The sequence below is a fragment of the Pseudomonas fluorescens genome, from assembly GCF_902498195.1.
In the GTDB taxonomy this organism is placed as follows: domain Bacteria; phylum Pseudomonadota; class Gammaproteobacteria; order Pseudomonadales; family Pseudomonadaceae; genus Aquipseudomonas; species Aquipseudomonas fluorescens_BU.
The window spans coordinates 1,049,864-1,073,453 of the sequence record NZ_CABVIY010000001.1 but is presented as its reverse complement, the minus strand read 5'-3'; the positions used below and the strand labels follow the sequence as shown (position 1 = coordinate 1,073,453).

The 23,590-nt window shown below is 62.0% G+C and carries 16 protein-coding genes; 5 read left to right on the top strand and 11 right to left on the bottom strand.

Annotation, left to right across the window (positions count from 1 at the left end):
* Window positions 1-158: 158 nt before the first annotated feature.
* Genes fdhE through fdnG form a run of 4 tightly spaced genes read right to left on the bottom strand, consistent with a single transcriptional unit; the run spans window position 159 to window position 5,741 of the window.
* Window positions 159-1,085, bottom strand: coding sequence for a formate dehydrogenase accessory protein FdhE (gene fdhE / locus F8N66_RS04920; protein ID WP_150769101.1), 927 nt, complete (start codon window positions 1,083-1,085; stop codon window positions 159-161).
* A 1-nt stretch (window position 1,086) separates the two neighbouring features.
* Entirely contained in the window at window positions 1,087-1,743 is a 657-nt protein-coding gene (locus F8N66_RS04915) for a formate dehydrogenase subunit gamma (protein WP_150769100.1), read from the bottom strand.
* Entirely contained in the window at window positions 1,740-2,675 is a 936-nt protein-coding gene (fdxH, locus tag F8N66_RS04910; protein WP_150769099.1) for a formate dehydrogenase subunit beta, read from the bottom strand. Before fdxH ends, F8N66_RS04915 begins: the two co-directional genes overlap by 4 nt.
* Complete coding sequence (gene fdnG, locus F8N66_RS04905; protein WP_150769098.1) at window positions 2,676-5,741, bottom strand: formate dehydrogenase-N subunit alpha; 3,066 nt, start codon at window positions 5,739-5,741, stop codon at window positions 2,676-2,678.
* A 346-nt stretch (window positions 5,742-6,087) separates the two neighbouring features.
* Here fdnG and F8N66_RS04900 point away from each other — a divergent pair, with 346 nt between their 5' ends.
* Together F8N66_RS04900 and F8N66_RS04895 are read left to right on the top strand one after the other, a co-directional pair.
* A complete protein-coding gene (locus F8N66_RS04900; RefSeq protein WP_150769097.1) occupies window positions 6,088-7,242 on the top strand; it encodes a MalY/PatB family protein in 1,155 nt (384 codons plus the stop codon).
* Window positions 7,243-7,471: 229 nt separating this feature from the next.
* Entirely contained in the window at window positions 7,472-8,821 is a 1,350-nt protein-coding gene (locus F8N66_RS04895) for a cation:proton antiporter (protein WP_150769096.1), read from the top strand.
* On the opposite strand, the gene F8N66_RS04890 is transcribed toward F8N66_RS04895, so the two are convergent.
* From F8N66_RS04890 to F8N66_RS04880, 3 genes are read right to left on the bottom strand one after another with little or no spacing between them, the layout of a single operon-like run.
* Window positions 8,799-10,721, bottom strand: coding sequence for a PAS domain-containing sensor histidine kinase (locus F8N66_RS04890; protein WP_150769095.1), 1,923 nt, complete (start codon window positions 10,719-10,721; stop codon window positions 8,799-8,801). The genes F8N66_RS04895 and F8N66_RS04890 overlap by 23 nt on opposite strands.
* A 12-nt stretch (window positions 10,722-10,733) precedes the next feature.
* The gene (locus F8N66_RS04885; protein ID WP_150769094.1) at window positions 10,734-13,085 is read right to left on the bottom strand and encodes an ATP-dependent DNA helicase; all 2,352 of its coding nucleotides are present in this window, start codon (window positions 13,083-13,085) and stop codon (window positions 10,734-10,736) included.
* Window positions 13,082-14,734, bottom strand: a complete 1,653-nt coding sequence (locus F8N66_RS04880; RefSeq protein WP_412070711.1) for a VRR-NUC domain-containing protein — start codon at window positions 14,732-14,734, stop codon at window positions 13,082-13,084. Before F8N66_RS04880 ends, F8N66_RS04885 begins: the two co-directional genes overlap by 4 nt.
* Before the next feature lie 210 nt (window positions 14,735-14,944).
* Between F8N66_RS04880 and F8N66_RS04875 the strand changes: the two genes are divergently transcribed.
* Window positions 14,945-15,169 carry a YgdI/YgdR family lipoprotein gene (locus tag F8N66_RS04875; RefSeq protein WP_150769093.1) on the top strand — a complete coding sequence of 75 codons (225 nt, stop codon included), beginning with the start codon at window positions 14,945-14,947 and terminating at the stop codon, window positions 15,167-15,169.
* Window positions 15,170-15,352: 183 nt separating this feature from the next.
* Here the strand turns inward: F8N66_RS04875 and F8N66_RS04870 are convergent, their stop codons facing one another.
* Together F8N66_RS04870 and F8N66_RS04865 are read right to left on the bottom strand one after the other, a co-directional pair.
* Window positions 15,353-16,759, bottom strand: a complete 1,407-nt coding sequence (locus F8N66_RS04870) for an NAD(P)/FAD-dependent oxidoreductase (protein WP_150769092.1) — start codon at window positions 16,757-16,759, stop codon at window positions 15,353-15,355.
* Window positions 16,760-16,809: 50 nt separating this feature from the next.
* On the bottom strand, window positions 16,810-17,625 hold the full coding sequence (locus F8N66_RS04865) for a helix-turn-helix domain-containing protein (protein ID WP_150769091.1): 816 nt from the start codon (window positions 17,623-17,625) through the stop codon (window positions 16,810-16,812).
* 250 nt (window positions 17,626-17,875) lie between these two features.
* On the opposite strand from F8N66_RS04865, the gene F8N66_RS04860 reads away from it, so the two are divergent.
* Complete coding sequence (locus tag F8N66_RS04860; protein ID WP_033054957.1) at window positions 17,876-18,148, top strand: DUF1652 domain-containing protein; 273 nt, start codon at window positions 17,876-17,878, stop codon at window positions 18,146-18,148.
* A 169-nt stretch (window positions 18,149-18,317) separates the two neighbouring features.
* Here the strand turns inward: F8N66_RS04860 and F8N66_RS04855 are convergent, their stop codons facing one another.
* Window positions 18,318-20,786, bottom strand: coding sequence for a UvrD-helicase domain-containing protein (locus F8N66_RS04855; protein ID WP_150769090.1), 2,469 nt, complete (start codon window positions 20,784-20,786; stop codon window positions 18,318-18,320).
* A 277-nt stretch (window positions 20,787-21,063) separates the two neighbouring features.
* On the opposite strand from F8N66_RS04855, the gene F8N66_RS04850 reads away from it, so the two are divergent.
* On the top strand, window positions 21,064-21,759 hold the full coding sequence (locus F8N66_RS04850) for a pirin family protein (RefSeq protein WP_150769089.1): 696 nt from the start codon (window positions 21,064-21,066) through the stop codon (window positions 21,757-21,759).
* A gap of 92 nt (window positions 21,760-21,851) precedes the next feature.
* Here F8N66_RS04850 and pgm read toward each other — a convergent pair whose 3' ends face one another.
* Window positions 21,852-23,498, bottom strand: coding sequence for a phosphoglucomutase (alpha-D-glucose-1,6-bisphosphate-dependent) (pgm, locus tag F8N66_RS04845; RefSeq protein WP_150769088.1), 1,647 nt, complete (start codon window positions 23,496-23,498; stop codon window positions 21,852-21,854).
* Window positions 23,499-23,590 lie beyond the last annotated feature (92 nt).

Sequence of the window (23,590 nt, the reverse complement as noted above, 5' to 3'; positions counted from 1 at the left end):
TCCCGGCGTTTCCCTGTAGGAGCGAGCATGCTCGCGATGGTCGTGAACGATAACGCAACCAGTCAGAAAGAACGCGGCGCTCGGACCACCATCGCGAGCATGCTCGCTCCTACAGGGGATCGGGCAAGGACCGTTGCGCCAGAGTGTAGACCCTGTGCTCACTCGTCTCCCGGTGCCAGCAACAGATTGGGGGCCAGCCGTTGATAGCCGTCCTGGGCCAGGCGCATGTCCAGCATCAGGCTGCCCAGGTCGGCCGAGAGTGCTTCGGCGTGGGCATCGTTCTCCAGGTAGAGCAGCTTCAGATAACTGTTGCAGCCCGGACAGACCTCGGCCCGCAACGGCGCCTGGCTGGCGGCGTGGCGATCATCCGCAAGGCTCAGGTATTCAAGGCCCTTGCTCTGCTCGCAGTACACGCATTTGACCCGCACCACGTGCCATTCGCAGGCGCATAAAGAACAGACCAGATAACGCAAACCATTGTGCTTGCCGCGATTGCGAATCACCCCGGCCATCGCCGGCGAACCGCAAGCCGGGCATTGGCTGAGGCCGGGGCCTTGGGCCAGATTCAGATTCGCCGTGCTCAGCAACCAATGGCTCCAGGCCGTTTGCAAGGCTGCGCCGAGGAACGGCACCAGGGCCGGCGGCACCAGCGAATACTGGCCACTGACCAGCGCCACCGCCCAGGCGCGGCGTTGTCCGGGGTCGGCTGCATGCAAGGTGTCCAGCGCCTGCGTCACGGCCGGTTGCTCGGGGGCGGCATAGCGTCTCAACAAGGTATCGAGAAACGCCTGCCAGTCGTCTTCACGGCTCAGGCTGTCGGCCGCGAATGGCGGCAGCCCGTGCTGAAGGCACAACTCGATGCGTTGGCGGTCGAGCGGCTCGCTGGACGGCGGATCGTCCAGCACCTGCTGTTGCGTGCGGCACAACCCGGCCAACAGGCGCAGGTAATCGGCCAGCGCATGCCCTTCGGCCAGCCGGTCGAGGCGCCCGGCACGCAAGCTGAACAGGTTGTGCGGCGGCAGGTGCAGGAACGGCGGCGAACCGGCCGCCGCTTCGATTTGACCGGGTTCGAGGATGGTCGCCAAATCAATGTCCTTTTTTGCGCATCGGCGGATCGGGGCGTTCGTCGCGCGTCACTTCCCGATACCACAGCTCATGGTGCTTGCGCGCCCACGCCCGGCTGACCCAGCCGTGCATCATGGCGCTGACCGAGCCCTTGATCCAGATGCCGGCGTAGATGTGCACGATGATGCTCAGGATCAGCACGAAACCGGCCAGCGCATGCAGCAACATGGCCCAGCGCAGGCTGGTGATACCGAAGTATTCGCTGAAGTAAGCACGCCAGATCACCAGGCCGCTGAACAGCAGCACCAGCATGCACAGCAGTAAAGTCCAGAACAGCAGCTTCTGCCCGGCGTTGTACTTGCCCACCGGCGGCACGCTGTCTTCATCGTTGACCAGCACCCGATCGATCCGGCGCAGCCAGGTCCGGTCATTGGCGATGAAGTAATTGGCGCGCCAGAATCGAAACACCAGGCCGAGGAACAGCACAAACATCAGCACGCCCATGAACGGATGCAGGATTCGGGTCCATGGCCCGCCGCCGAACAGGTTGCTCAACCAGAACAGCGCCGGATGAAACAGCGCCAGCCCGGACAGCCCGGCCATGAAGAACAGCATCGCCACCAGCCAGTGATTGGTGCGCTGGTTGGCGGTATAGCGCAGGATCGTCTTGTTGCTCATGGCCGGTCCTCCCCGCGTGGATCAAAGGTATGCACGGAAGGATCGACGGTGTGCACCGAGGTGTCCGGCGGGTCCGGGTGCTCATCTTCCTCGACCCGGTTCGGCCCGACGCGCACGTAGTGGAAGAACCCGGCCAGCACCGCCGCGCCCATGGCCAGCAACGCCAGCGGCTTGCTCACGCCTTTCCACAGGCTGACCAAGGGGCTGATGGCCGGATCGCTCGGCAACCCGGCATACAGTGTCGGCGTGTCGGCATGATGCAGCACGTACATCACATGGGTGCCACCGACGCCGGCCGGGTCATACAGACCGGCGTTATCGAAGCCACGGCTTTTCAGGTCGACGATGCGCTCGGCGGCGTGTTCCTTCATGTCTTCCTTGGAGCCGAAGACGATGGCGCCGGTCGGGCAGGTCTTCACGCAGGCCGGTTCCAGCCCCACCGCCACCCGGTCCGAACACAGCGTGCATTTGTAGGCCTTGTGATCCTTCTGCGAGATGCGCGGGATGTTGAACGGGCAACCGGTGATGCAGTAGCCGCAGCCGATGCAATGGTCCTGGTTGAAATCGACGATGCCGTTGGCGTGCTTGATGATCGCCCCGGGGCTGGGGCAGGCGGCCAGGCAACCGGGTTCGGCGCAGTGCATGCAGCCATCCTTGCGGATCAGCCATTCCAGGTTACCGGCATCGGTTTCGTGCTCGGTGAAGCGCATCAGGGTCCAGGTTTCAGCTGTCAGGTCCTGCGGGTTGTCGTAGGTTCCGTGGTTATGCCCCACTTCATCGCGCAGTTCGTTCCATTCCGAGCAGGCGACCTGGCAGGCCTTGCAGCCGATGCATTTGGTGGTGTCGATCAGCTTCGCCACTTCCTCCAGGTTGCGCACCGACGAGGGCACGGTGGTGGTGGCCGAGCGGGCAACGATGTCTTGGCTGGCCATTCAGATTTTCTCCACGTTGACCAGGAATGACTTGGATTCCGGGGTCTGGGTGTTGCCATCGCCGAGGAACGGCACCAGGGTGTTGGTCAGGTAGCCGTGGCGCGTGAGGCCGGTGAAGCCCCAGTGCAGCGGAATGCCGATCTGGTGCACCACCTGATTGTTCACCTGCAACGGCCGGATCCGCTTGGTCACCACCGCCACTGCCTCGATATGCCCGCGCTTACAACTCACCCGTACGCGGTCACCGGCGACGATGCCTTTCTCCTTGGCCAGCACCTCGCCGATTTCGACGAATTGCTCGGGCTGGGCGATCGCATTGAGCTTGCAGTGCTTGCTCCAGAAGTGGAAATGCTCGGTCAGCCGGTAGCTGGTGGCGGCGTACGGGTAATCCTTGGCGACGCCGAGGGAATCCCAGACCGAATCGAAGATCCGCGCCGCCGGGTTGCTGGTGGCCTTCTTGTTTTGCGGGTGCAGCGGGTTGATGCCGATCGGCGTCTCGAACGGCTCGTAATGCTCGGGGAATGGGCCCTCGTTCATCTTGTCGACGGCAAAGAAACGGGCAACGCCTTCAGGGTTCATGATGAACGGATTCATCCCGGCGTCCGGTGCCGAGTCAGCCTTGAAGTCCGGCACATCGGTGCCGCCCCAGGCCTTGCCGTTCCACCACACCAGGCGTTTTTTCTCGTCCCACGGCTTGCCTTGCGGGTCGGCCGAAGCGCGGTTGTAGAGAATCCGCCGGTTGGCCGGCCAGGCCCAGGCCCAGCCCTGGTGCTGATGCATGCCGTACGGATCGTTGTTGTCGCGCCGGGCCATCTGGTTGCCGGTCTCGGTCCAGCTGCCACAGAAGATCCAGCAACCGGACGCCGTGCTGCCGTCGTCCTTGAGCTGGCTGAACGCGGCCAGTTGCGCATTGGCCTTGATCGCAGCGCCCGTGGCGTCGGTGAAATCGGTGGTGGCGCTGCCGTTGATTTCCTTCGCCAGTTCCTCCGGCGAAGGCTCGTCGGCGATCTTGTACGGCCACGACAGCTTGAGGATCGGCTCGGCGTAAGCGCCGCCGTTGGCCTGGTAGCGCTGGCGCAGGCGCAGGAACAACTCGCTCATGATCCGCACGTCGGTGCGCGCCTCACCCGGGCCGTCGGCGCCTTTCCAGTGCCATTGCAACCAGCGGCTGCTGTTGACCAGCGAACCATCCTCTTCGGCGAAACAGGTGGTCGGCAGGCGAATCACTTCGGTCTGGATGTCGGCGCTCTTCACATCGTTGTACGGCCCGACATGGCGCCAGAACTCCGAGGTCTCGGTGGACAGCGGGTCCATCACCACCAGCCACTTCAGCTTGGCCAGCGCCGCCATCACCCGGTTCTTGTCGGGCAGCGCGGCGATGGGGTTGAAGCCCTGGCACATGTAGCCGTTGACCTTGCCCTGGCCCATCAGGTCGAAGACCTTGAGGATGTCGTAGTTGGGGATGTCGAGTTTGGGCAGGTAGTCGTAGGCCCAGTTGTTTTCGGCCGTGGCATTGGCGCCGTACCAGGCTTTCATCAGGCTGACGTGGAACTTGCTGTAGTTCTGCCAATAGGACAGCTGCCCCGGGCGCAGCGGGGTTTGCGTACGTTTGACGATATAGGCGTGGTAATCCTGCTCGGCATCGCCGGGCAGCGTCAGGTAGCCCGGCAGCGAGTTGGACAACAGGCCCAGGTCGGTCAGGCCCTGGATATTGGAGTGCCCGCGCAAGGCATTCACGCCGCCGCCCGGCATGCCGACGTTGCCCAACAGCAATTGCACCATCGCCGCGCTGCGGATGATCTGCGAGCCGATCGAATGCTGGGTCCAGCCCAGGGCATAGAGAATCGTCATGGTCTTGCCGGGTGTCGAGCAGGTGGCGATTTCCTCCCAGATCTTGTGCATCGCATCAACCGGCATGCCGCAAATCTGGCTCGCCAGTTCGATGTTGTAGCGGCTGAAATGCTGCTTCATCAATTGATAGACGCAGCGTGGGTCTTGCAGGGTCGGATCGACTTTGACGAAGCCGTCCTCACCCAGCTCATAGCCCCAGCCGGACTTGTCAGTGTAGGTGCGCTTGGCCGCGTCGTAACCGCTGAAAATGCCATCCTCGAAGCCATAGCCGGCTTTGACGATGAACGACACGTCGGTGTAGTTGCGCACGTATTCGTGCTGGATCTTGTCCTCGGTCAGCAGGTAATTGATCAGCCCGCCCATGAAGGCAATGTCGGTGCCGGTGCGAATCGGCGCGTAATAGTCGGCCACCGAGGCGGTCCGGGTAAAACGCGGATCGACCACGATCAGCCGCGCCTTGTTGTGCGCCTTGGCTTCGGTCACCCATTTGAAACCGCAGGGGTGCGCTTCTGCTGCGTTGCCGCCCATCACCAGAACCAGGTTCGCGTTGGCGATATCGGTCCAGGTATTGGTCATGGCACCACGGCCGTACGTCGGGGCAAGACTTGCCACCGTCGGGCCGTGTCAGACACGCGCCTGGTTATCAAACCCCAGCATGCCGAGACTGCGAATGACCTTGTGGGTGATGTAGCCCGCTTCGTTGGACGCCGCCGAGGCCGCGAGGAAACCGGTGGTCAGCCAGCGGTTTACCGTCTGGCCCTGGGCGTTTTTCTCAATGAAGTTGGCGTCGCGGTCGGCCTTCATCAGGTCGGCGATGCGGTCCAGCGCTTCATCCCAGCCGATGCGCGTCCACTCGTCGCTGCCGGGCTTGCGCACCTGCGGGTATTGCAGGCGGCCGGGGCTGTGAATGAAGTCCAGCAGGCCGGCGCCCTTGGGGCACAGGGTGCCGCGATTGACCGGGTGGTCGGCGTCACCTTCGATGTGAATGATGCTTTGCGCGACATTCTTCGCCGTATCGCCCTGGCTGTACATGATCAACCCGCAGCCGACCGAGCAATACGGGCAGGTGTTGCGGGTTTCATGGGTGTGGGCGAGCTTGAAATGACGCACCTGTTCGGCAAAGGCTGCCGTCGGGGCCATGCCCAACGCGCCCAGGCTAGAGCCTGCAAGGCCGATACCGGCGACCTTGAAGAACTGACGACGGCTGAGGTCCATCGTGCACTCCTGATCAGGTGGAGATCCGCTGCTTTGGCGGATTTTTCTGGACAATCACGGTCGCGGCAGACGGGCTGCCGACAGTTGAACTTTAGCTAACGCTGTCGAATTCGAGATGAAAACCGACCGTCGGGCAATTGACAGTCAGACACAGAACATGTGGGAGCGGGCTTGCTCGCGAAGGCGGAGCGTCAGCCGACGTTGATGTCGACTGACACGCCCTCTTCGCGAGCAAGCCCGCTCCCACAGGGTTTATGTTGTATAGGCCATTGAGCAAGCTCGCTCCTGCAGGGGGTTGGCGCTTATCATGGCGGGCATGATCAACCCCGCCTTCACGAGACCCCGCATGACTTTCGATTTCGATCAGGTGTTCGACCGCCACAACACCGGCAGCACCAAATGGAGCCGCTACCCGGCCGACGTGTTGCCGATGTGGGTCGCCGACATGGATTTCGCCGCGCCACCGATGATCATCCAGGCCCTGCAAAAGCGTCTGGAGCACCCGATGGTCGGCTACAGCGTAGCCCCGGACAATCTGCGCGAGGCCATCGTCGCCGACCTGTGGAACAAGTACGCCTGGCGGGTCGAACCGCAGGAGCTGATCTTCCTGCCGGGGGTGGAGTCGGGCTTCAACATGGCGCTCAAGGCGCTGGTCCAGCCGCAGCAGACGGTCGTGGTGCAAGTCCCCAACTACCCGCCGTTGCGCCACGCGCCGGGCCATTGGGGCCTGAACAAGGTCGAACTGAATTTCGACGCACAGGCCGACGGCACCTACAGCACACCGCTGGACACCCTGAGCCAGTCGCTGCAAGGCGGTGGCGCCCTGCTGCTGAGCAACCCGCACAATCCGCTGGGCAAGGCGTTCGCGCGGGAAGAGCTGCAAGCCATCGCCGACATTTGCCTGGAGCACGACGCCTGGATCATCTCCGACGAGATCCATGCCGAGCTGTGCTTCGATGGTCGCCGGCACATTCCGATGGCCACCCTGAGCCCGCAAGTCGCCCAGCGCACCATCACCCTGATGTCGGCCAGCAAGGCCTACAACATCGCCGGCCTGAAAACCTCGTTCATGATCATCCAGGACCGCCACCTGCGCGAGCGGGTCAACCACGCCCGTTGCGGCATGGTCGACAGCGTCAACCCGCTGGGCCTGGAAGCCACCCGTGTCGCCTACAGCGAAGCCGGGCCCTGGCTGGCCGAGCTGAACACTTATCTGCAAGGCAACCGCGACTACCTGGTCGACGCCGTGCGCACCCGCTTGCCGGGCATCACCATGAACGTGCCGCAAAGCACCTACCTGGCCTGGCTCGACTGCACGGCACTGGCGCTGGACAACCCGCAGCAGTTCTTCCTCGATGAGGCCAGGGTCGGCTTGAGCCCGGGCCTGGACTTCGGTGATGACTGCAAGCAATTCGTGCGTTTGAACTTCGGTTGCCCGCGTTCGCTGCTGGAAGAAGGGATTGCCCGGATGGAGCGCAGCTTGCGTCACCTCAAGGGCTGATCCACCCACCAAAACAACACCCTCCCCTGTAGGAGCTGCCGCAGGCTGCGATCTTTTGACCTTGAACGTCAAAATCAAATGATCGCCGCGTGCGGCAGCTCCTGCAAAGGCCCCGACCGGTTCTCCATTGAAAAATGGAACCGTGGGCAGCGCCAGCACTCCACACCTAAAGGCCCGGCCAACCGTCCCTTTGTTACGTGGAGATCGTCATGCCCGCACCTTCGCAGCCATGAGTTTCGTTGCCTGGGTTGCCGTGCTGGGCGCCGTACTGCTCACGCTCGCGCTCACCTCCTCCTATCTGCGATGGATGCCCGTCACCACCTCGGCCGTGTGCCTGGCGCTGGGCGTGGCCATCGGTCCGGCGGGCCTGGGCTGGCTCCGGCTGGATATACAGGAGGCGGCGTTCTGGATGGAGCACCTGACGGAAGTCGCGGTGCTTTTTTCGTTGTTCGTCTGCGGCTTGAAGCTGCGCCTGCCGCTCAGGGATCGCAAATGGCGCGTGGCGTTCGGGTTGGCGGGGCCGGTGATGCTCCTGTCCATTACCGGCGTTTGCCTGTTGTTGCATTTCATCTTCGAGCTGGCGTGGGGACCGTCATTGTTGATCGGCGCGATTCTGGCACCCACCGACCCGGTGCTCGCGTCCCTGGTGCAGGTCAACGATGCCAAGGATGACGACCCGGTCCGCTTCGGGCTGTCCGGCGAGGCCGGCCTGAATGACGGCGTCGCCTTTCCCTTTGTCATCCTCGGTTTGCTGTTTCTGCAACAGGGCGACAGTACGTCCAGCGCCTGGCTGGATGACTGGGCACTCAAGCGCCTGCTGTGGGCCGTACCCGCCGGCTTGCTGATCGGCTATTGCATGGGACGCGGCATCGGGCGCTTGACCCTGTCGATGCGCATCCGCAATGCCGACAGCACCCTCTCCCCCAACGATTACCTGACCTTCGCCCTGATTGCGCTGGCCTATGTCGCCGCCGAATCGGTTCACGGCTACGGCTTTCTCTCGGTATTCGCCGCCGGACTGGGCCTTCGTCGGGCCGAAGTCAAATCAACGGGGCATGCCCAGCCACCGGCCGAGCACCTGGTGCAAGCGGTGGTCGGTCACCAGCATGTCGAACCCGCCGATGCGGTGCACGGCGACGTGGAAAACCTCGAAGACACCCAGGTGGCCGCTGGCATCATGATTGGCGACATGCTGTCCTTTGGCAGTCTGGTCGAGCGGGCCATGGAGGTGTTCCTGGTGACTCTGCTCGGGGTGGTATTGATCGGACACTGGGACTGGCGCGCCCTGGCCATTGCCCTGGTGCTGTTCTGCGTGATTCGCCCCGTGAGCGTCGCACTGGTGCCATGGGGCAGTTTGCTCAATGTCCGGCAAAGGCTGTTGATCGGCTGGTTCGGGATTCGCGGCATCGGCAGCTTTTACTACCTGTTCTACGCCTTGAACCATGACCTTCCCACCGCGGTGGCCAGCCTGTGCACCGACCTCACGCTGTCGGTGGTGGCGCTGAGCATCCTGCTGCACGGCATCAGCACGCAGCCGATGCTGGCGCGCTATGAACTCACTTCATCGCCGAAGCGATGATTTCCACCAGATTGATTTGCGTAAAGGGCTTGGGCAGGCGCGGCAGTGCGGCGGCGAAACCCTCCAGGCGCTCCGCGTACCCCGTGGCCAGCACGATCGGCAACGTGGGCTTGAGGATGCGGATGGCCTGCGCCAGTTGCGCGCCATTCATTTGCGGCATGGCCATATCGGTGATGACCAGGTCGAAGTGCTGCGCGCTCTCACAGAGCAGCAACGCTTGTGCACCGGACTCGGCAACCGTCACCCGGTGACCCAGGTCTTCCAGCAACAGGCAGGTGCTGGTCAGTACCAGGCTGTCGTCATCGACCACCAACACATTCAGCCCTGGAACCTGCGGTGCCTCGGGCTCGGTTGCCAGCGGTTCGGCCACCGAGCCTGACTTGGCCACAGGCAACCAGAGTTCGGCGGTGGTGCCTTTGTCTTTCTCGCTCTTGAGGATGAAACGCCCGCCCATCTGTTCGATGAAACCATGCACCATCGACAGCCCCAGGCCCGTTCCTTTGCCGACCCCCTTGGTGGTGAAAAACGGATCCATCGCCGACGCGAGCGTCGTGTCATCCATGCCTTCCCCGGTGTCAGTGATCGCCAGGCACACATACCGCCCGGGCGCCAGGGTCGAATGGGGCTGGTCGAGAATGACCTCGGCGCGGGTACCGATCACGATTTTTCCGCCATTGGGCATCGCATCACGGGCATTGGTCGCCAGGTTGAGCACCGCCAGCTCAAGCTGGTTGACATCGGCCAGGACCGGCTCGAGTTCGGGTGAAAAGCGCGTTTCGATTTTCACCGCCGGGCCAAGCGAACTGCGCAACAGCCCGGTGATGCCCTCCACCAGCGTCGGGATGTCGACCGCTTCGGCCTTGAGTTCCTGGCGCCGGGCAAAGGCCAGCATGCGCTGGGTCAGGGATACGCCACGCAAGGCGCCTTGGGTGGCATTGTCCAGCAAGCGGCCCAGTCGCGGATCGTCCCCAATGCGCTTGCGGACGATCTCCAGGTTGCCGAGGATGACCGTCAGCAAGTTGTTGAAGTCGTGGGCAATGCCGCCGCTGAGTTGACCGATGGCCTGCATCTTCTGCGCCTGGAACAGCGCTTCGCGGGTTTGTTCGAGGGTCTGCTGCGCCTGGGCCGCCTCGGTGATATCGCGGGTGATCTTGGCGAACCCGAGCAACGTGCCCGTGTCGCCCCAGATCGGGTCCACCACCACATGGGCGAGGAATCGCGTGCCATCCTTGCGCAGGCGCCAGCCCTTGTTTTCAAAGCGCCCTTCGCGCGTTGCGATGTCCAGTGTCCGTTGTGGCTCGCCGGCCTCACGGTCTTGCGGGGTATAGAACATCGAGAAGTGCTGGCCTATCACCTCGTCGGGACGATAGCCCTTGATGCGCTGGGCCCCCGGGTTCCAGTTGGACACCCGTCCGTCCGGCGTGAGCATGTAGATGGCGTAGTCGGTGACGCTTTGCACCAGCAGGCGGAATTGCTGCTCGCTTTGCTTGAGGGTTTCCTCGGCCATCTTGCGGTCGGTCAGGTCGCGGGTGATCTTGGCAAAGCCCAGCAACTTGCCGTTGGGATCGCGAATCGGATCGATCACCACATGGCACCAGAAATGCGTGCCGTCCTTGCGTACGCGCCAGCCCTCGCCTTCGAAACGCCCTTCGCGAATCGCCGTGTCGAGCGCCCTTTGAGGCAAGCCGGCCTGACGATCCGATTCCGTGTAGAAGCGCGAGAAGTGGTGACCGAGGATTTCGGCTTCTTCATACCCCTTGAACCGCCTGGCGCCGGCGTTCCAGCTGGTAATGATGCCGTCGGGGTCGATCATGTAGATCGCATAGTCGACCACCGCATCAATCAGCAAGCGAAAGCGCGATTCCTCGCTCTCGTCCACTTTGCTCCGATCCTCACTCATTGAATTCTCGCGTCAGCACTGTTTTTCAGGAGTATGCGACAAACTGCCGAATTGGAAAGGCGAATCTTCGGCGCTCGCCCCGTCCATCTCCGGCCCCGGCGCCAGCGGGTCGCGGATCGACCACCAGCGCGGCAGCAGTTGCCTGACCTTGCTCTCGCCAAAACGGTCATCGATCAGCATCACCACTCCTCGGTCCTGCTGGGTGCGAATCACCCGCCCGGCGGCCTGCACCACTTTCTGCACGCCGGGAAACAGGTAGGTGTAGTCATGGCCGGCGCCGAAAATCGCCGCCATGCGCCGTTTCATCTGCTCGTTGACCGGGTTGAATTGCGCCAGCCCGAGCGTGGCGATGAACGCGCCGATCAACCGCGCACCGGGCAAGTCGATGCCTTCGCCGAACGCCCCGCCCAATACCGCAAAGCCGATGCCCTCGCCGCCCTCGGTAAACTGATCGAGAAACTGCTGTCGCTGCGCTTCACCCATGCCACGCGATTGCGACCACAGGTTGATGTGGGGATGACATTCGGCCAGCAACTGCGCCACCTGCTGCGAATAGTCGAAACTGCTGAAAAACGCCAGGTAGTTGCCGGGGCGTTCGCTGAATTGTCGGGCGATGAGCTCGACGATGGGCGCAAGAGACGCCTGGCGATGGGCGAAGCGGGTCGAGATGCGGTTGACGATATGGACCTGCAGCTGATCGGCGTGAAAAGGCGATTCGACGTCGATGCACACGGTGTTCGCCGGCGTACCCAGCAAATCCGCGTAATAGTGGCGCGGGCTGAGGGTCGCCGAGAACAGCACGGTGCTGCGTGCCGCCGTCAGGCGCGGGCCGATGAAACCGGCGGGCACCACGTTACGCAGGCACAGTTGCGAGAGCGGTCGTTTGCGATCGAGGTCGCGCTTGGCGATATCAAACAGGAAGTGCTCATCGAACAGCTCGGCCACCCGGCAGAACTGCAGCATGTCGAAGTAAAAACCCTGGAGTGCGCTGTCCAGGCCTTGAGGGTGATCGTTGAGGTAGTCGCCGATGCTGGCGCTACAGGATGACAACGCTTGCAGCAGTTTTTCCGGCGCCTTGGCGTAGGCCTGATAGACAGCCAATTGCTGGCCATGCAAGGCATTCCATTCACGGTTGACCCGTTGCAGGGGCTTTTTCAACGCCTCGGGCGCGATTTTGCGGACCGCGTTGAGTGCCCCCTGATCGAGCGTGGCGCTGTACATCTGGCGGCCGCGCTCCACCAGGTTGTGAGCCTCGTCCACCAGCACCGCGACCTTCCAGTTGTTCGCTTGAGCCAGCCCGAACAACAAGGCGCTGAAGTCGAAGTAGTAGTTATAGTCGGCCACCACCACGTCCGCCCAACGGGCCATTTCCTGGCTCAGGTAATACGGACAGACCCCGTGCGCCAAAGCGACCTCGCGCAAGGCACGCTGGTGCAGCAGGTTCAGCCCGCTGGCGGCCTGGCGCGCAGCCGGCAAGCGGTCATAGAAGCCCTGGGCCAACGGGCAGGATTCACCGTGACACGCCTTGTCCGGGTGCTCGCAGGCCTTGTCCCGGGCAATCATCTCCAGAACCCGCAAGGGCGGCGCCTCGGCGCGCTCAAGGATGACCCGCGCCGCGTCCAGGGCCAGTTGGCGTCCCGGGGTCTTGGCCGTGAGGAAAAACACCTTGTCCAGCTGCTGCGGCGCCAGGGCCTTGAGCATCGGAAACAAGGTGCCGACGGTCTTGCCAATCCCCGTCGGGGCCTGGGCCATCAGGCAACGACCGGTACTGACCGCCTTGAACACCGATTCGGCGAGATGACGCTGCCCCGGCCGAAAATCGGCATGGGGAAACGCCAGCTGCCCGGCCGCCCGGTTGCGCGCTTCGCGATGGGCCATCTCCTGCTCGGCCCAGAGCAGGAAGCGCGCGCAATGCGCCTCGAAAAACAACTGCAATTGCGTGGCGCCGAACGTCTCGACCAGGCAGGTTTCCTTTTCGCTGACGATGTCGAAATACACCAGTGCCAGATTGATCTGCGCCAGGTCCAGTTTGCGGCACATCAGCCAGCCATAGATTTTGGCCTGGGCCCAATGTAGCTGGCGGTGATTGGCCGGCTGCCTGCTCAGGTCGCCCCGGTAGGTCTTGACTTCTTCCAGGCAGTTTTGCGCAGGATCGTAGCCGTCCGCCCGGCCTTTGACTTTCAGGCTCAGGTACTGGCCTTCGAGGGCGACTTCGCTTTGATAATCCTCGCTGCGCCTGGACGCCACGGTGCGATGCCCGACGATGCCCTCCAGCGCGGTTGGCGACGGTGTGAAGCGCAGGTCGAGGTCGCCGGCCTTGGCGGTGAATTCGCACAGCGCCCGCACCGCGATGCTGTAGCTCAAGCGTCCTGCTCCGCCCACTGCACGTAGCACACGGCGACCGGCATGCGGTGCTCGTGGCAGAACTCCAGCCAGCGCAACTGGTTATCCTGCAGGCGATCCCCCGGGCCCTTGACCTCGATCATGCGGTAGGTCTTTTGCTGCGGCCAGAACTGGATCAGGTCCGGCATCCCGGCGCGGTTGGCCTTGATGTCCAGCAACAAGCGGCTGAACCAGTGCTTGAGGTGCTCGGCCGGCAGGCAGTCCAGCGCCTGCTCCAGCAATTCTTCACTGAGCGCTCCCCAGAAAACGAAGGGTGACTGCACGCCCCACTTTTCGACATAGCGTTCGCGCACGGTCTGCCGATAACGGCCATCGTCGAGTTCCGCCAGGCAAGCCTGGAACAGCTCGGCCCGACGCTCGTGGAAGTCTTCGTTGAGCAGGTCCACCGGACCGCGCTGGAACGGGTGGAAGAAAGCCCCCGGCAGCGGCGCGAAAATCGCCGGCCAGCACAGCAGGCCGAACAGTGAGTTGATCAGGCTGTTCTCGACGTAATGCACAGGCGCCGACGCTTGCGCCAGGTGTGCCTGAACGCAGTACTCCACCGACATCACCGGGTCGGTCCGGGGCAGTTGCAGGTCCAGGCGCAGCATTTCCCTCGGGGATGGGCGTTTTACCGCCGGCCCGCCCAGCTTGCGGCGCAACCTGGGCAGCATGCGCAGCAATTGCTGGTGTTCGGCGGCGCTGTGTGGCGAGCGCTCGGCCTCGGTGGCCAGCGCCAGGGCCAGCTCGAATTGCGCGCAACGCTCCAGCACCCGGATCAAGCGTGCACGAGCACCGGGGTAGGCACATTGGCGGTACAACCCCAGCGCCGTACTGAAATCCGCCACGCGTTCGCAGTGCTGGGCCATCTGGAACAGCAACTTGTCGCGGCGCCTTTGCAACCAGGGATTGTCCAGCGTCAACCCATGGATATGCTCGACAATCTCCGCTAGCGCTTCACCGGCCTCGAAGCGCTGCTGGCATTGATGAAGGAACATGCAGGCATCCACGTCCTCGCGGCTGCGCAAACCTCGGGAATCGGCGCAGAACTCGACCTTCTCGTAGGTAAAGATGCCAAGGTCGGCGAGCACGAATTCGGACCAGTCCTGGTAAAGATTGCCGAAAAACATCAAGCGCAAGCGGTCGCACAAGCCCATGATGGTCAGGCTGAACAAACGGTCGTTCAGCGAAGGACACCAGTCACTGAAACTGCGCATGTCGGGAAACCGCTCGCTCAGTGCCGGCAGCCAATCGGCTTTTTTGCCTTTGGGCTGTTCGATCAGGTGGCCAAAACATTCGACCACTTCGGCCTTGAGCAGTGCATCGAACAGCGTCTCGATCGCCAACGGCAGCCGCTCATCGATCCAGCCCCGTGCCACGAGCGGTTCGACGGCGCTGGCGATGTCACCGATTTCGCCGTAGTGCAGTTTACTGGCCCTGAAATGAATGCCCTTGCGCATGACCATCCGGACCAGCAACCCCCGGGATTCACGGGGCAAGCCATTGAACTCGGCGATGAACCGCTGCTCCTCGACGCTCAGCACATCGCCATAGCGTTGCTCAAGCCAATCAATGACTTGCATGAAGTTATTAAGGTAATAGAACGGATCGTCGAGCGGGTTTTCAGTCACGGGATCAATGGGCCATGGCGAGCGAATACTGGTTATGCGTACAGATACCAGCAACGCCCTGCCCGATGCAATCGGAAAAGGATGGGCGGAGGCGCCGCCAGGTATTTTTTCCGGCGCGTAGAACTTTCTGCCATTGCATGGCACCAACCGCGATAGAGGTGCTGTCGGGCTCGACAGTCTCAGCGAATTTTTAAAGCGTTAGAGGTGGTTATGAACATCAAGACCCTGGGTTTTCCGTTGGCTGCGGCGGCTTTCATGATGCTGACGGGCTGCTCGACACCAACGGTGGTGACCCTGCAGAACGGCACCCAGTACCTCACCAAGGACATGCCGAAAACCAAGTCCAAGGATGGCTTCTTCGAATTCGAGGACATCTCCGGGGCGAAAGTCAAAGTACGGGCCGATGAAGTGACCACGATTCGCAAGGAAGATTGAAGACCGCGTTATCGTTCTTCGCGAGCAAGCCCGCTCCCACGTTTGACCGAGTCGAGCACCTGATTTCGTGTGTGGGAGCGGGCTTGCTCGCGAAGAGGCACTTACAAACACCGCAGGTTTCAGTTACCGATCGACGTTCAACGCCATCGCCTCCAGTGCCCTTGGCTACATGACACGAACCGGCTACTGCATGAAACCTTCCATGAACCCCGCCACCCCGCTTGCCAGTTTGCGCCGCCAAGGGGCGGAAGCCGGGTTGGCCAGGGTCTGGTCTTCGTGGGCGAAGCTGCGAATGATCGCGTTATAGCCGAGCCAGCGGCAGGGTTCGGGCTCCCAGGCCTTGAGCGCATCAAGACCGCGCCGGGGGATGACCCAGGGTTGGCGAACCAACCCGGTGTCACGCTCCAGGATCAAATCGGCCAGGGTTCGCCCGCCCAGGTTGCTGGCGCCCACGCCCTCCCCGCCATAACCACCGGACAAGGCAATGCCGCTGGCCCGGTCACAGAGCATGTGCGGTTTGAAACGCCGGGACATGCCCAGGTTGCCGCCCCAGCCGTGGGTGATCTGCACGTGTTTGAGCGGCGGGAACAGCTCGCCGAACAGATAGCGCCGCAGTTCGGTTTCGCTGCGGGTCAGGTCGAAGTCGTGGCGCAGCCGGCCGGCAAATTGATACCCGCCCCGGGCGCCGAAAATCAGCCGGTTGTCGGCCGTGCGCTGGCCGTAGGTCACCTGGCGGCTGCTCTCACCGAAGGCCTGGCCGTGGCTGAGGCCGATGTCGTCCCAGGTGGCGGCGGACAGCGGTTCGGTGGCGACAATCAGGCTTTGCACCGGCAATTGATAGCGCCCAAGGGGAGGCAACGTGGCGGCATAGCCTTCTACCGCCGGCACGATCCAGTGGCTGCGAACCGAGGATTTTGCGGTGCGCAGGCTGCCGGACTGCCACTGGGTGACCGGGCTGTTTTCGTAGATCCTGACGCCCATGCGCTCGACCGTGCGCGCCAGCGCGCGCACCAGTTTGGCCGGATGCAGGGTGGCCACATGGGGGGTGTAGATCCCGCCATAGGGCCTGGCAATGCGGATCTGTTGTACCAATTGCTCCGGGCTGAGCCAGCGGTAATCGCTTTCATTGAGGCCCTGGCGGTACAGCTTATCCAGGTACTGACGCAGGCTGGCTTCCTGCTCCGGATAGCGGGCGGCGCAGTACAGCGCCCCGCCTTTGCGATAATCGCAGTCGATGCCTTCACGTTCGAGTACGTCCGCGACTTCATCGGGGATGTTGTGCAGCAAGTCCCAGGAAGCGCGGCGCTGTTCGGGCGACGCATCGGCGAGTAGCCGGTCCTCCCCCAACAGATTGCCCATCAACCAGCCGCCGTTACGCCCCGAGGCGCCAAAACCGGCGGTTTGCGCCTCGATGATGGCAATGTTCAGCTCGGGCGCCTGACGCTTGAGGTAATACGCGGTCCACAGCCCCGTGTACCCGGCGCCGATGATTGCCACGTCGATGTCCAGATCCTGTTCCAGCGTCGCCCGCGCCTGTAACGGCTCGTCGAGTTGGTCCATCCATAAACTGATAGTGCGCCACGCCGCCATGCAAGACTCCGCCACTCAAACTTCGATGGCGTTGATCCTAGTGCGTGGCATCAGGGTCTGTCTTGCGCGCGTGCACGCAAGGACATTTGTTTGACGTAGCCCTTGGGTGACTGGCCCGTATGCTGGCGGAAGCAGCTATAGAACGCCGACAGCGAATTGAAACCGGCGGCGAAGGCCAGTTCGTCGACGCGCAACGGTGGCATGGCGTGATCCAGCGCGGCGAGCACGTGCTGCAAGCGGGCCTGATTGACGTAGCGATAGAAGCTCTGCCCGAGCACCTGATTGAGCAGATAGGACATCTGGTTGCGGCTGTACCCGCACGCCTTCGCCACCCGTTGCAGGTCCAGCCCGGGGTCGAGGTAGGGTTGCTGGCGCTGGAAATACTGTTGCAGGTCATCGGCCATGAAACTCAGCTGGCGTGGCGACAAGCCGAGGCGACTGACCGCCGGGCGTGACTGGCCGGTTTTTTTGCTGACGGGTTGCTCATGTACCAGCGAGGCGTACTCATTGACCCGCCAGATCAGCCCGTCCCTGACGGTGATCGCCTCGCTGGCCCGGAACGACACCAGCCCTGCGCCGCCGCGCAGGGTGATGCGGTACTGAATGAACGCGGTATTGCCGTCCAGGCGGATTCGGTCCGAGTGTTCCAGTGCCTCATCGGGATCGCGGGGCATGCTGCTGCGCACGTAGTCGCGCAACTCATCCAGGCCCATCACCCGGTTCTGGAAAAAGTCGCTGTACTGGATGTCCGGGTGATAGAGCGCCATGACCCCGTCCAGATCCCGATGCTTCCAGCGCAGGTGATAACGCATGACCGTCTCGGCCGTGGCCTGGGTTTGCTGCGGGCCATCATCCTCGGCGTGCATAGGGCTCTCGACGAAAAAAACCGAGCTTGCCCAAGTTTCCCCTCGCCTTCAATGGCGGCCTGTATGGCACTGCAAGCTCAAACAGTGACCTGAATCAAAAAAATAGAAGCAATCGCCAAACGGCCTGAAAAAAACACATTATTTTCACATCCGGATGCTACTTTTAAAGTCTGTCACTGGTTGAACCAATGAAGGTTCTTCCCTCCTAACAGGGCTAACGGAAGCGCTCGATGAAGAAGGCGGGCAACACATGAATAAAGGGTTCAGCAAGGTAACTTTTCCAAATGCCTGCCAGCTGATGCGCTGGCATTTTCATCCCATGGGATTCGAGGCGAGCATGGATGCGCCGGGCAGCATGATTGCCCGTCTGTTTGACCGGGCCAGTGGCGAGACCATGATCGCCATTGCCGGCATTCCTTGCGCGACGGTCATGAACGCCGCCGATGTCGAGCGAATAATCGAAGCCGTGGAGGATGAGCTGGAAGCGTTCATTCCCCCGGTGGCCCTCAGGAGTTATGCCTGACGGTCGCAGGATAGTCAGTTAAAAGCCCACTTTCGTGGGCTTTTTCATGACTTTCACAAAAACCTGTAGGAGCGAGCCTGCTCGCGATGGACGTCAACGAAAACGCACCCTGTCTGGATGAACGCGTTGTCTGGACGTTTTTCGCGAGCAGGCTCGCTCCTACAGTGACTTATGTCTTGGCCTGCCGATGATCGGCAAAGAACGCCTTGCCCTTGCCGATCCGGTCCGACGCCTTGGGCATGTTGGCGGCCTGGGTGTCCTGCCCGTCGACATACCAGTAGCAATGACTCACGGCCCGGGTGATGCCGACATAGGCCAGGCGCAGGATTTCGTCCTTCTGCGCATTGTCGTACGGCTCGCTGTCACCGGCCTTGCCCAGGCCCGCCATGCGGTAGACCTGATTCTTGTAGGGCGAACTGGTCAGGTGCTGGCAATCGCCCAACAGGAATACCGCGTCGGCCTGCAGGCCCTTGGCACTGTGGTACGTCAGTTGTTTCAAGCGTCGCGCTTCGTGCGGCAAGCTAGAATCAACATTAACTACAGACTGAATATGCTCTTCTATCAATGACTTATCGCTGCTTTTTCGATAAAGCATCAAGATTGAATCACCCTTGCGATAGTGCTCGATCAACCGTTTCGCCATGCCTGGGTCGTCGCGATCCAGCACGTTCACCGGCAGCAAATCCTTCGGCTCGCCGCTGGCCTTGGCCTTCTTCCCGGCAATCGCCGGTGCTGCGCGAACGATATGCTCAGCGGCGTCAATGATGTACTGGTGGCTGCGGTAGTTGTCACTGAGCATGACTTTGGTGGTGCTCGGCGAGGAAAACTCCTTGTTGAACGCCATGAAGTAACTCGGTGAGCTGCCACGCCAGCCATAAATCGATTGCCAATCGTCACCCACACAGAGCAGCGAGGAGCGCTGGGCACCGCGCCCCACGTGCATCGCCGGGCCACGACTGCGGATCTCCGTCAAACTGGCGCGAATCCACGAGACAATCTGCGGCGAGACGTCCTGGAATTCATCGATCATCAAGTGCGACAGCGGCCTGAGCAGCTCATCACTGAGCAGTTTGAGGTTCTCCGGGGAATGCTCGCTAAACAGGGCGAACATCCGGTTGTAGGTCATGATCGGCGGCTTCTGGTCCAGCAGATGATCTTCCAGGGCACGCCAGTACAGGCTCAGGGCCTCGAAGAAAAAGCGGTCCGGGTCGTCCTTGGCGAAGCTCATCTGACTCACCGCGTTCGGCACATCCAGGCCCAGGTTCTCTATAAACCCGGCAGCCGCGACAAAGCAGTCCAGCAACGGCGCGGCCGCAAGTTCGCCCTTGACCTTGTAATCGAAGCCCGGCCCGGCGCTGGCGTCGCCGGCCAGCGAGGCCAGAACACGCTTCGATGAATCGTAACTATCAAGCCAAATCAATGGCTTACGACAGAAAGCTTGAAACAGGGTGCGTTTCACCGCCCATTCGGCACGTACCGTCAGCCGGGCATTTGGCCGGGTGACCTGAGGGTTTTCCCGGGGATCGAACCCCAGCACGACCCAGGCATCCAGGGACGGAATGTAACCGTGGCAATGGAAGGCTGCGCCGTTGATATCGAAGGTCTGGCGATTGGGCTCGATACCCTTGATCGGCCAGGCTCCCGCCTGAAGCCACAAATCTTCAATCGTGTCGCAGAGTTCTTCGTCGCGCTTTGCCGCCAGCTCGGTCACGGCCATGCGTTTTTGCACGTCCGGGTGATCGCGCTCCAGCTCCTTGAGCTGCAAGGCATGGCGCGACAACGGCTGGATCAACGCGCGGAAACGCTCATCACGGGTATGCAAGGCGTGATAGCACGCGTTGAGTTGCTGGCGCTGGGCGTCGTTGATGCGCAGGTCGAACGGGTTGCTGTCGACCTCTTCGTCGCCATTGGGTGCGCGCAGGCTGAGGTTTTCGAAGGCTTGCAGGCGTTCGAAGCCCGGCAGGCTGCGAACCATCGGCAGAATGCGTGAATGGAAAGTGCGCACCAGATCGCGCGCCTCCTTGAAACTCAGCACCCGCCCCCAGAGTGCGAAGATCTCAATCAGTTTATTGATGAAGTCCTTGCGCGATTCGCGGGTGAAGGTCACCACGGTCATCGAGTTCAATTCGAACCCCAGATACTGCGTCAGCAGCACGATGCGCAGCACCAGCGTAGTCGATTTGCCCGCACCGGCGCCGGCGATCACCGAGGTCGAGGGCGTATCGCTGAAGATCATCTTCCATTGGGCGGCGCTGGGTTGCGCATGGGCCGGCAGCAAGCGGGCGACATCGGCCTTCATGCGCTTTTTCAGTTCGGCATTGAGCGGCAGGCGCCAGTCGTCGAACAGATGATCGTCGATGGTCGGTGGCCGGTGCTCGGTGGAACGCGAGTCACGAATCAGCAACACCTGTCGGCCTTCTTCCAGCCCTTCGAGCTTGCCTTCCTTATAGCCGTATTCCACACCGGCACTGTGCCCGCTGCGAAAACCGTCGGCCTGGCCGTGCAGCCAGGAGGCGCGGTGTTGTGCGCGCAGGCGCGTCAGGCCGTGGCCAAAGAATCGGGCGGCCAGGCGCTTGAGCAGTGGCATCTCGGCCAGCGGACGAAGTTCAGGCGGAAGATCGGGGGTGTGTTGCGACACGCGGACGGACTCCAGGGTGAGAGGCTGTTGGCGGCTATGGTGTCTGCATTTGCCGTTGAGTTCTAGTGAAATGCTTATGACTCATCGGCTTATGGGATTAACTGAAAGCTGGGTGAGACTATTTCGCCCCTCATTAATATCAATCAATTCGATGGTAATGAGGCATTTTTTACGCTTTTTATCGATCGTTAGCTAAAGGATGATGCCCGTCATCAACCACCGGTCTCTTCGTGGCTCAGGCGCCTTGCCCCATGACGAACCTTTTCAGGAGACGATCATGCTTGAACTCAGACCTTTCAACTCGCTCGGTGGCGCACACCACGGCTGGCTGGATGCCCATCACCATTTTTCGTTCGCCGAATACCATGACCCCAAGCGCATGAACTGGGGCAACCTGCGGGTCTGGAACGACGACGTGATCGCCCCCGGCACCGGTTTCCCGCAGCACCCGCACCGAGACATGGAAATCATCACCTATGTTCGCGAAGGCGCCATCACTCACCAGGACAACCTGGGGAACAAGGGCCGCACCGAAGCGGGTGACGTTCAGGTCATGAGCGCTGGCACCGGCATCGCCCACAGCGAATACAACCTGGAGGCGACGCCGACCAAGATCTTCCAGATCTGGATCATCCCCAATGAATCCGGCCTGGCGCCGTCCTGGGGTGCCAAACCCTTCCCCAAAGGCCAGCGCGAAGGTTTCGTGACCCTGGCCAGCGGCAAGGCCGGCGACGATCAAAGCCTGCGCATCCGTGCCGATGCGCGGTTGGTGGCGGCAAGCCTCAAGGCAGGCGAAAGCGCTGAGTATCTGCTGGACAGTGGCCGCCGGGCTTACCTGGTGCCGGCCACCGGTGTCATTGAAGTCAATGGCTTGCGTGCTCAAGCTCGAGACGGGGTTGCGGTGGCCGATGAGCAGGTGCTGCGGGTGACGGCGATCGAGGACAGTGAGATTGTGCTGGTGGATCTGGCCTGATCCTCTAAACGCAGGACAAAAAAGGGGGCGACCGTGAATGGTCGCCCCTTTTTTTGATCCGAAACTCACGCCACGCGTAAGTCCGACATCCGTTACTTCGCGGAAATGGCGCCATCCACCAAGGTCTGGGCCTCAGCCACCAACTGCTTGAGGTGCGCATCGCTGACAAAGCTTTCGGCGTAGATCTTGTAGATGTCCTCGGTCCCCGACGGACGCGCCGCGAACCAGCCGTTCTCGGTCATGACTTTCAGGCCGCCGATGGCCTGGTCGTTGCCCGGTGCGTGGCTGAGGATGCTCTGGATCGCTTCGCCCGCCAGTTCAGTCGAAGTGACCTGATCCGGTGACAACTTGCCGAGCAGGGCTTTCTGCTGCGGATTGGCCTTGGCGTCGACCCGCACGGAGAACGGTTCGCCCAGCTCATCGGTCAGGGCACGATAGGCCTGGCTTGGGTCGCGACCGGTCCGGGCGGTCATTTCGGCCGCCAGCAGGGCCGGGATCAAACCGTCCTTGTCGGTGCTCCAGACGCCGCCGTCCTTGCGCAGGAACGAAGCACCGGCACTTTCTTCACCACCAAAGCCCAGGGAGCCATCGAACAGGCCATCGGCAAACCACTTGAAGCCCACCGGGACTTCGTACAGGCGACGGCCCAGACGCCTGGCCACGCGATCGATCAGGCCGCTGCTGACCACGGTCTTGCCCACGGCGGCATCGGCGCGCCAGTGCGGACGGTTCTGGAACAGGTAATCGATGGACACCGCGAGGTAATTGTTCGGTGCCAACAGGCCACCGGACGGAGTGACGATGCCGTGGCGGTCGTGGTCCGGGTCGCAGGCGAAGGCCACGTCGAAGCGCTCCTTCAGGCCGATCAGGCCCTGCATGGCGTGAGTGGACGACGGGTCCATGCGGATCTGGCCATCCCAGTCGACAGTCATGAAACGGAAGGTTGGATCGACCTGCTTGTTCACCACGTCCAGATCCAGGCGGTAATGCTCGGCAATCGCCGACCAGTAGCGCACCCCGGCGCCGCCCAGCGGATCGACACCCAGGCGCAGCTTGGCGTCACGGATGGCGTCGAAGTCGATCACGTTGATCAGGTCGGCGACGTAGGTGTTCACATAATCGTGACGATGGGTGGTGCTGGCCTTCAGGGCCTGTTCGTAGCTGATGCGCTTGACGCCGGCGAGCTTGTTACCGAGCAGCTCGTTGGCCTTGGCTTCGATCCACTTGGTGATGTGGGTGTCGGCCGGGCCGCCGTTGGTGGGGTTGTATTTGTAGCCACCGCTTTGCGGCGGGTTGTGCGAAGGCGTGATGACGATCCCGTCCGCCAGGCCCGAGGTGCGCCCGCGGTTGTAGCAGAGGATCGCGTGGGAAATGGCCGGGGTTGGCGTGTATTCGTCGCCTTCGGCAATCATCACCGTCACGCCGTTGGCGGCCAGCACTTCCAGGGCGCTGGCACCCGCCGGGGTCGACAGTGCATGGGTGTCGATGCCAACGAACAGCGGACCATCGATGCCCTGGGCCTCGCGGTACAGGCAGATCGCCTGGCTGATTGCCAGGACATGCCACTCGTTGAAACTCAGGTCGAAGGAGCTGCCTCGGTGCCCGGACGTGCCGAACGCCACGCGCTGGGTCGGGACGGCGGCATCAGGCTGGCCGGTGTAGTACGCCGTGACCAGTCGCGGGATGTCGACCAACAATTCTGCCGGTGCCGGTTTACCCGCAAAATGACTGAGTGTCATGCAAAACCTCTGGAATAGAGTGGTTCAGGAATTGGAACGCAGTTTACTGGCAGTTTGACCACGGCGCGACGTTATCGATCCGCACGGCTATA

Excerpts from the sequence above, each read along its gene's own strand:
- F8N66_RS04915 (WP_150769100.1), bottom strand. The coding sequence starts at position 1,743 with ATGAGCAACAAGACGATCCTGCGCTATACCGCCAACCAGCGCACCAAT.
- fdxH (WP_150769099.1), bottom strand. The coding sequence starts at position 2,675 with ATGGCCAGCCAAGACATCGTTGCCCGCTCGGCCACCACCACCGTGCCC.
- F8N66_RS04900 (WP_150769097.1), top strand. The coding sequence starts at position 6,088 with ATGACTTTCGATTTCGATCAGGTGTTCGACCGCCACAACACCGGCAGC.
- F8N66_RS04895 (WP_150769096.1), top strand. The coding sequence starts at position 7,472 with ATGAGTTTCGTTGCCTGGGTTGCCGTGCTGGGCGCCGTACTGCTCACG.
- F8N66_RS04890 (WP_150769095.1), bottom strand. The coding sequence starts at position 10,721 with ATGAGTGAGGATCGGAGCAAAGTGGACGAGAGCGAGGAATCGCGCTTT.
- F8N66_RS04875 (WP_150769093.1), top strand. The coding sequence starts at position 14,945 with ATGAACATCAAGACCCTGGGTTTTCCGTTGGCTGCGGCGGCTTTCATG.
- F8N66_RS04870 (WP_150769092.1), bottom strand. The coding sequence starts at position 16,759 with ATGGCGGCGTGGCGCACTATCAGTTTATGGATGGACCAACTCGACGAG.
- F8N66_RS04865 (WP_150769091.1), bottom strand. The coding sequence starts at position 17,625 with ATGCACGCCGAGGATGATGGCCCGCAGCAAACCCAGGCCACGGCCGAG.
- F8N66_RS04860 (WP_033054957.1), top strand. The coding sequence starts at position 17,876 with ATGAATAAAGGGTTCAGCAAGGTAACTTTTCCAAATGCCTGCCAGCTG.
- F8N66_RS04850 (WP_150769089.1), top strand. The coding sequence starts at position 21,064 with ATGCTTGAACTCAGACCTTTCAACTCGCTCGGTGGCGCACACCACGGC.
- pgm (WP_150769088.1), bottom strand. The coding sequence starts at position 23,498 with ATGACACTCAGTCATTTTGCGGGTAAACCGGCACCGGCAGAATTGTTG.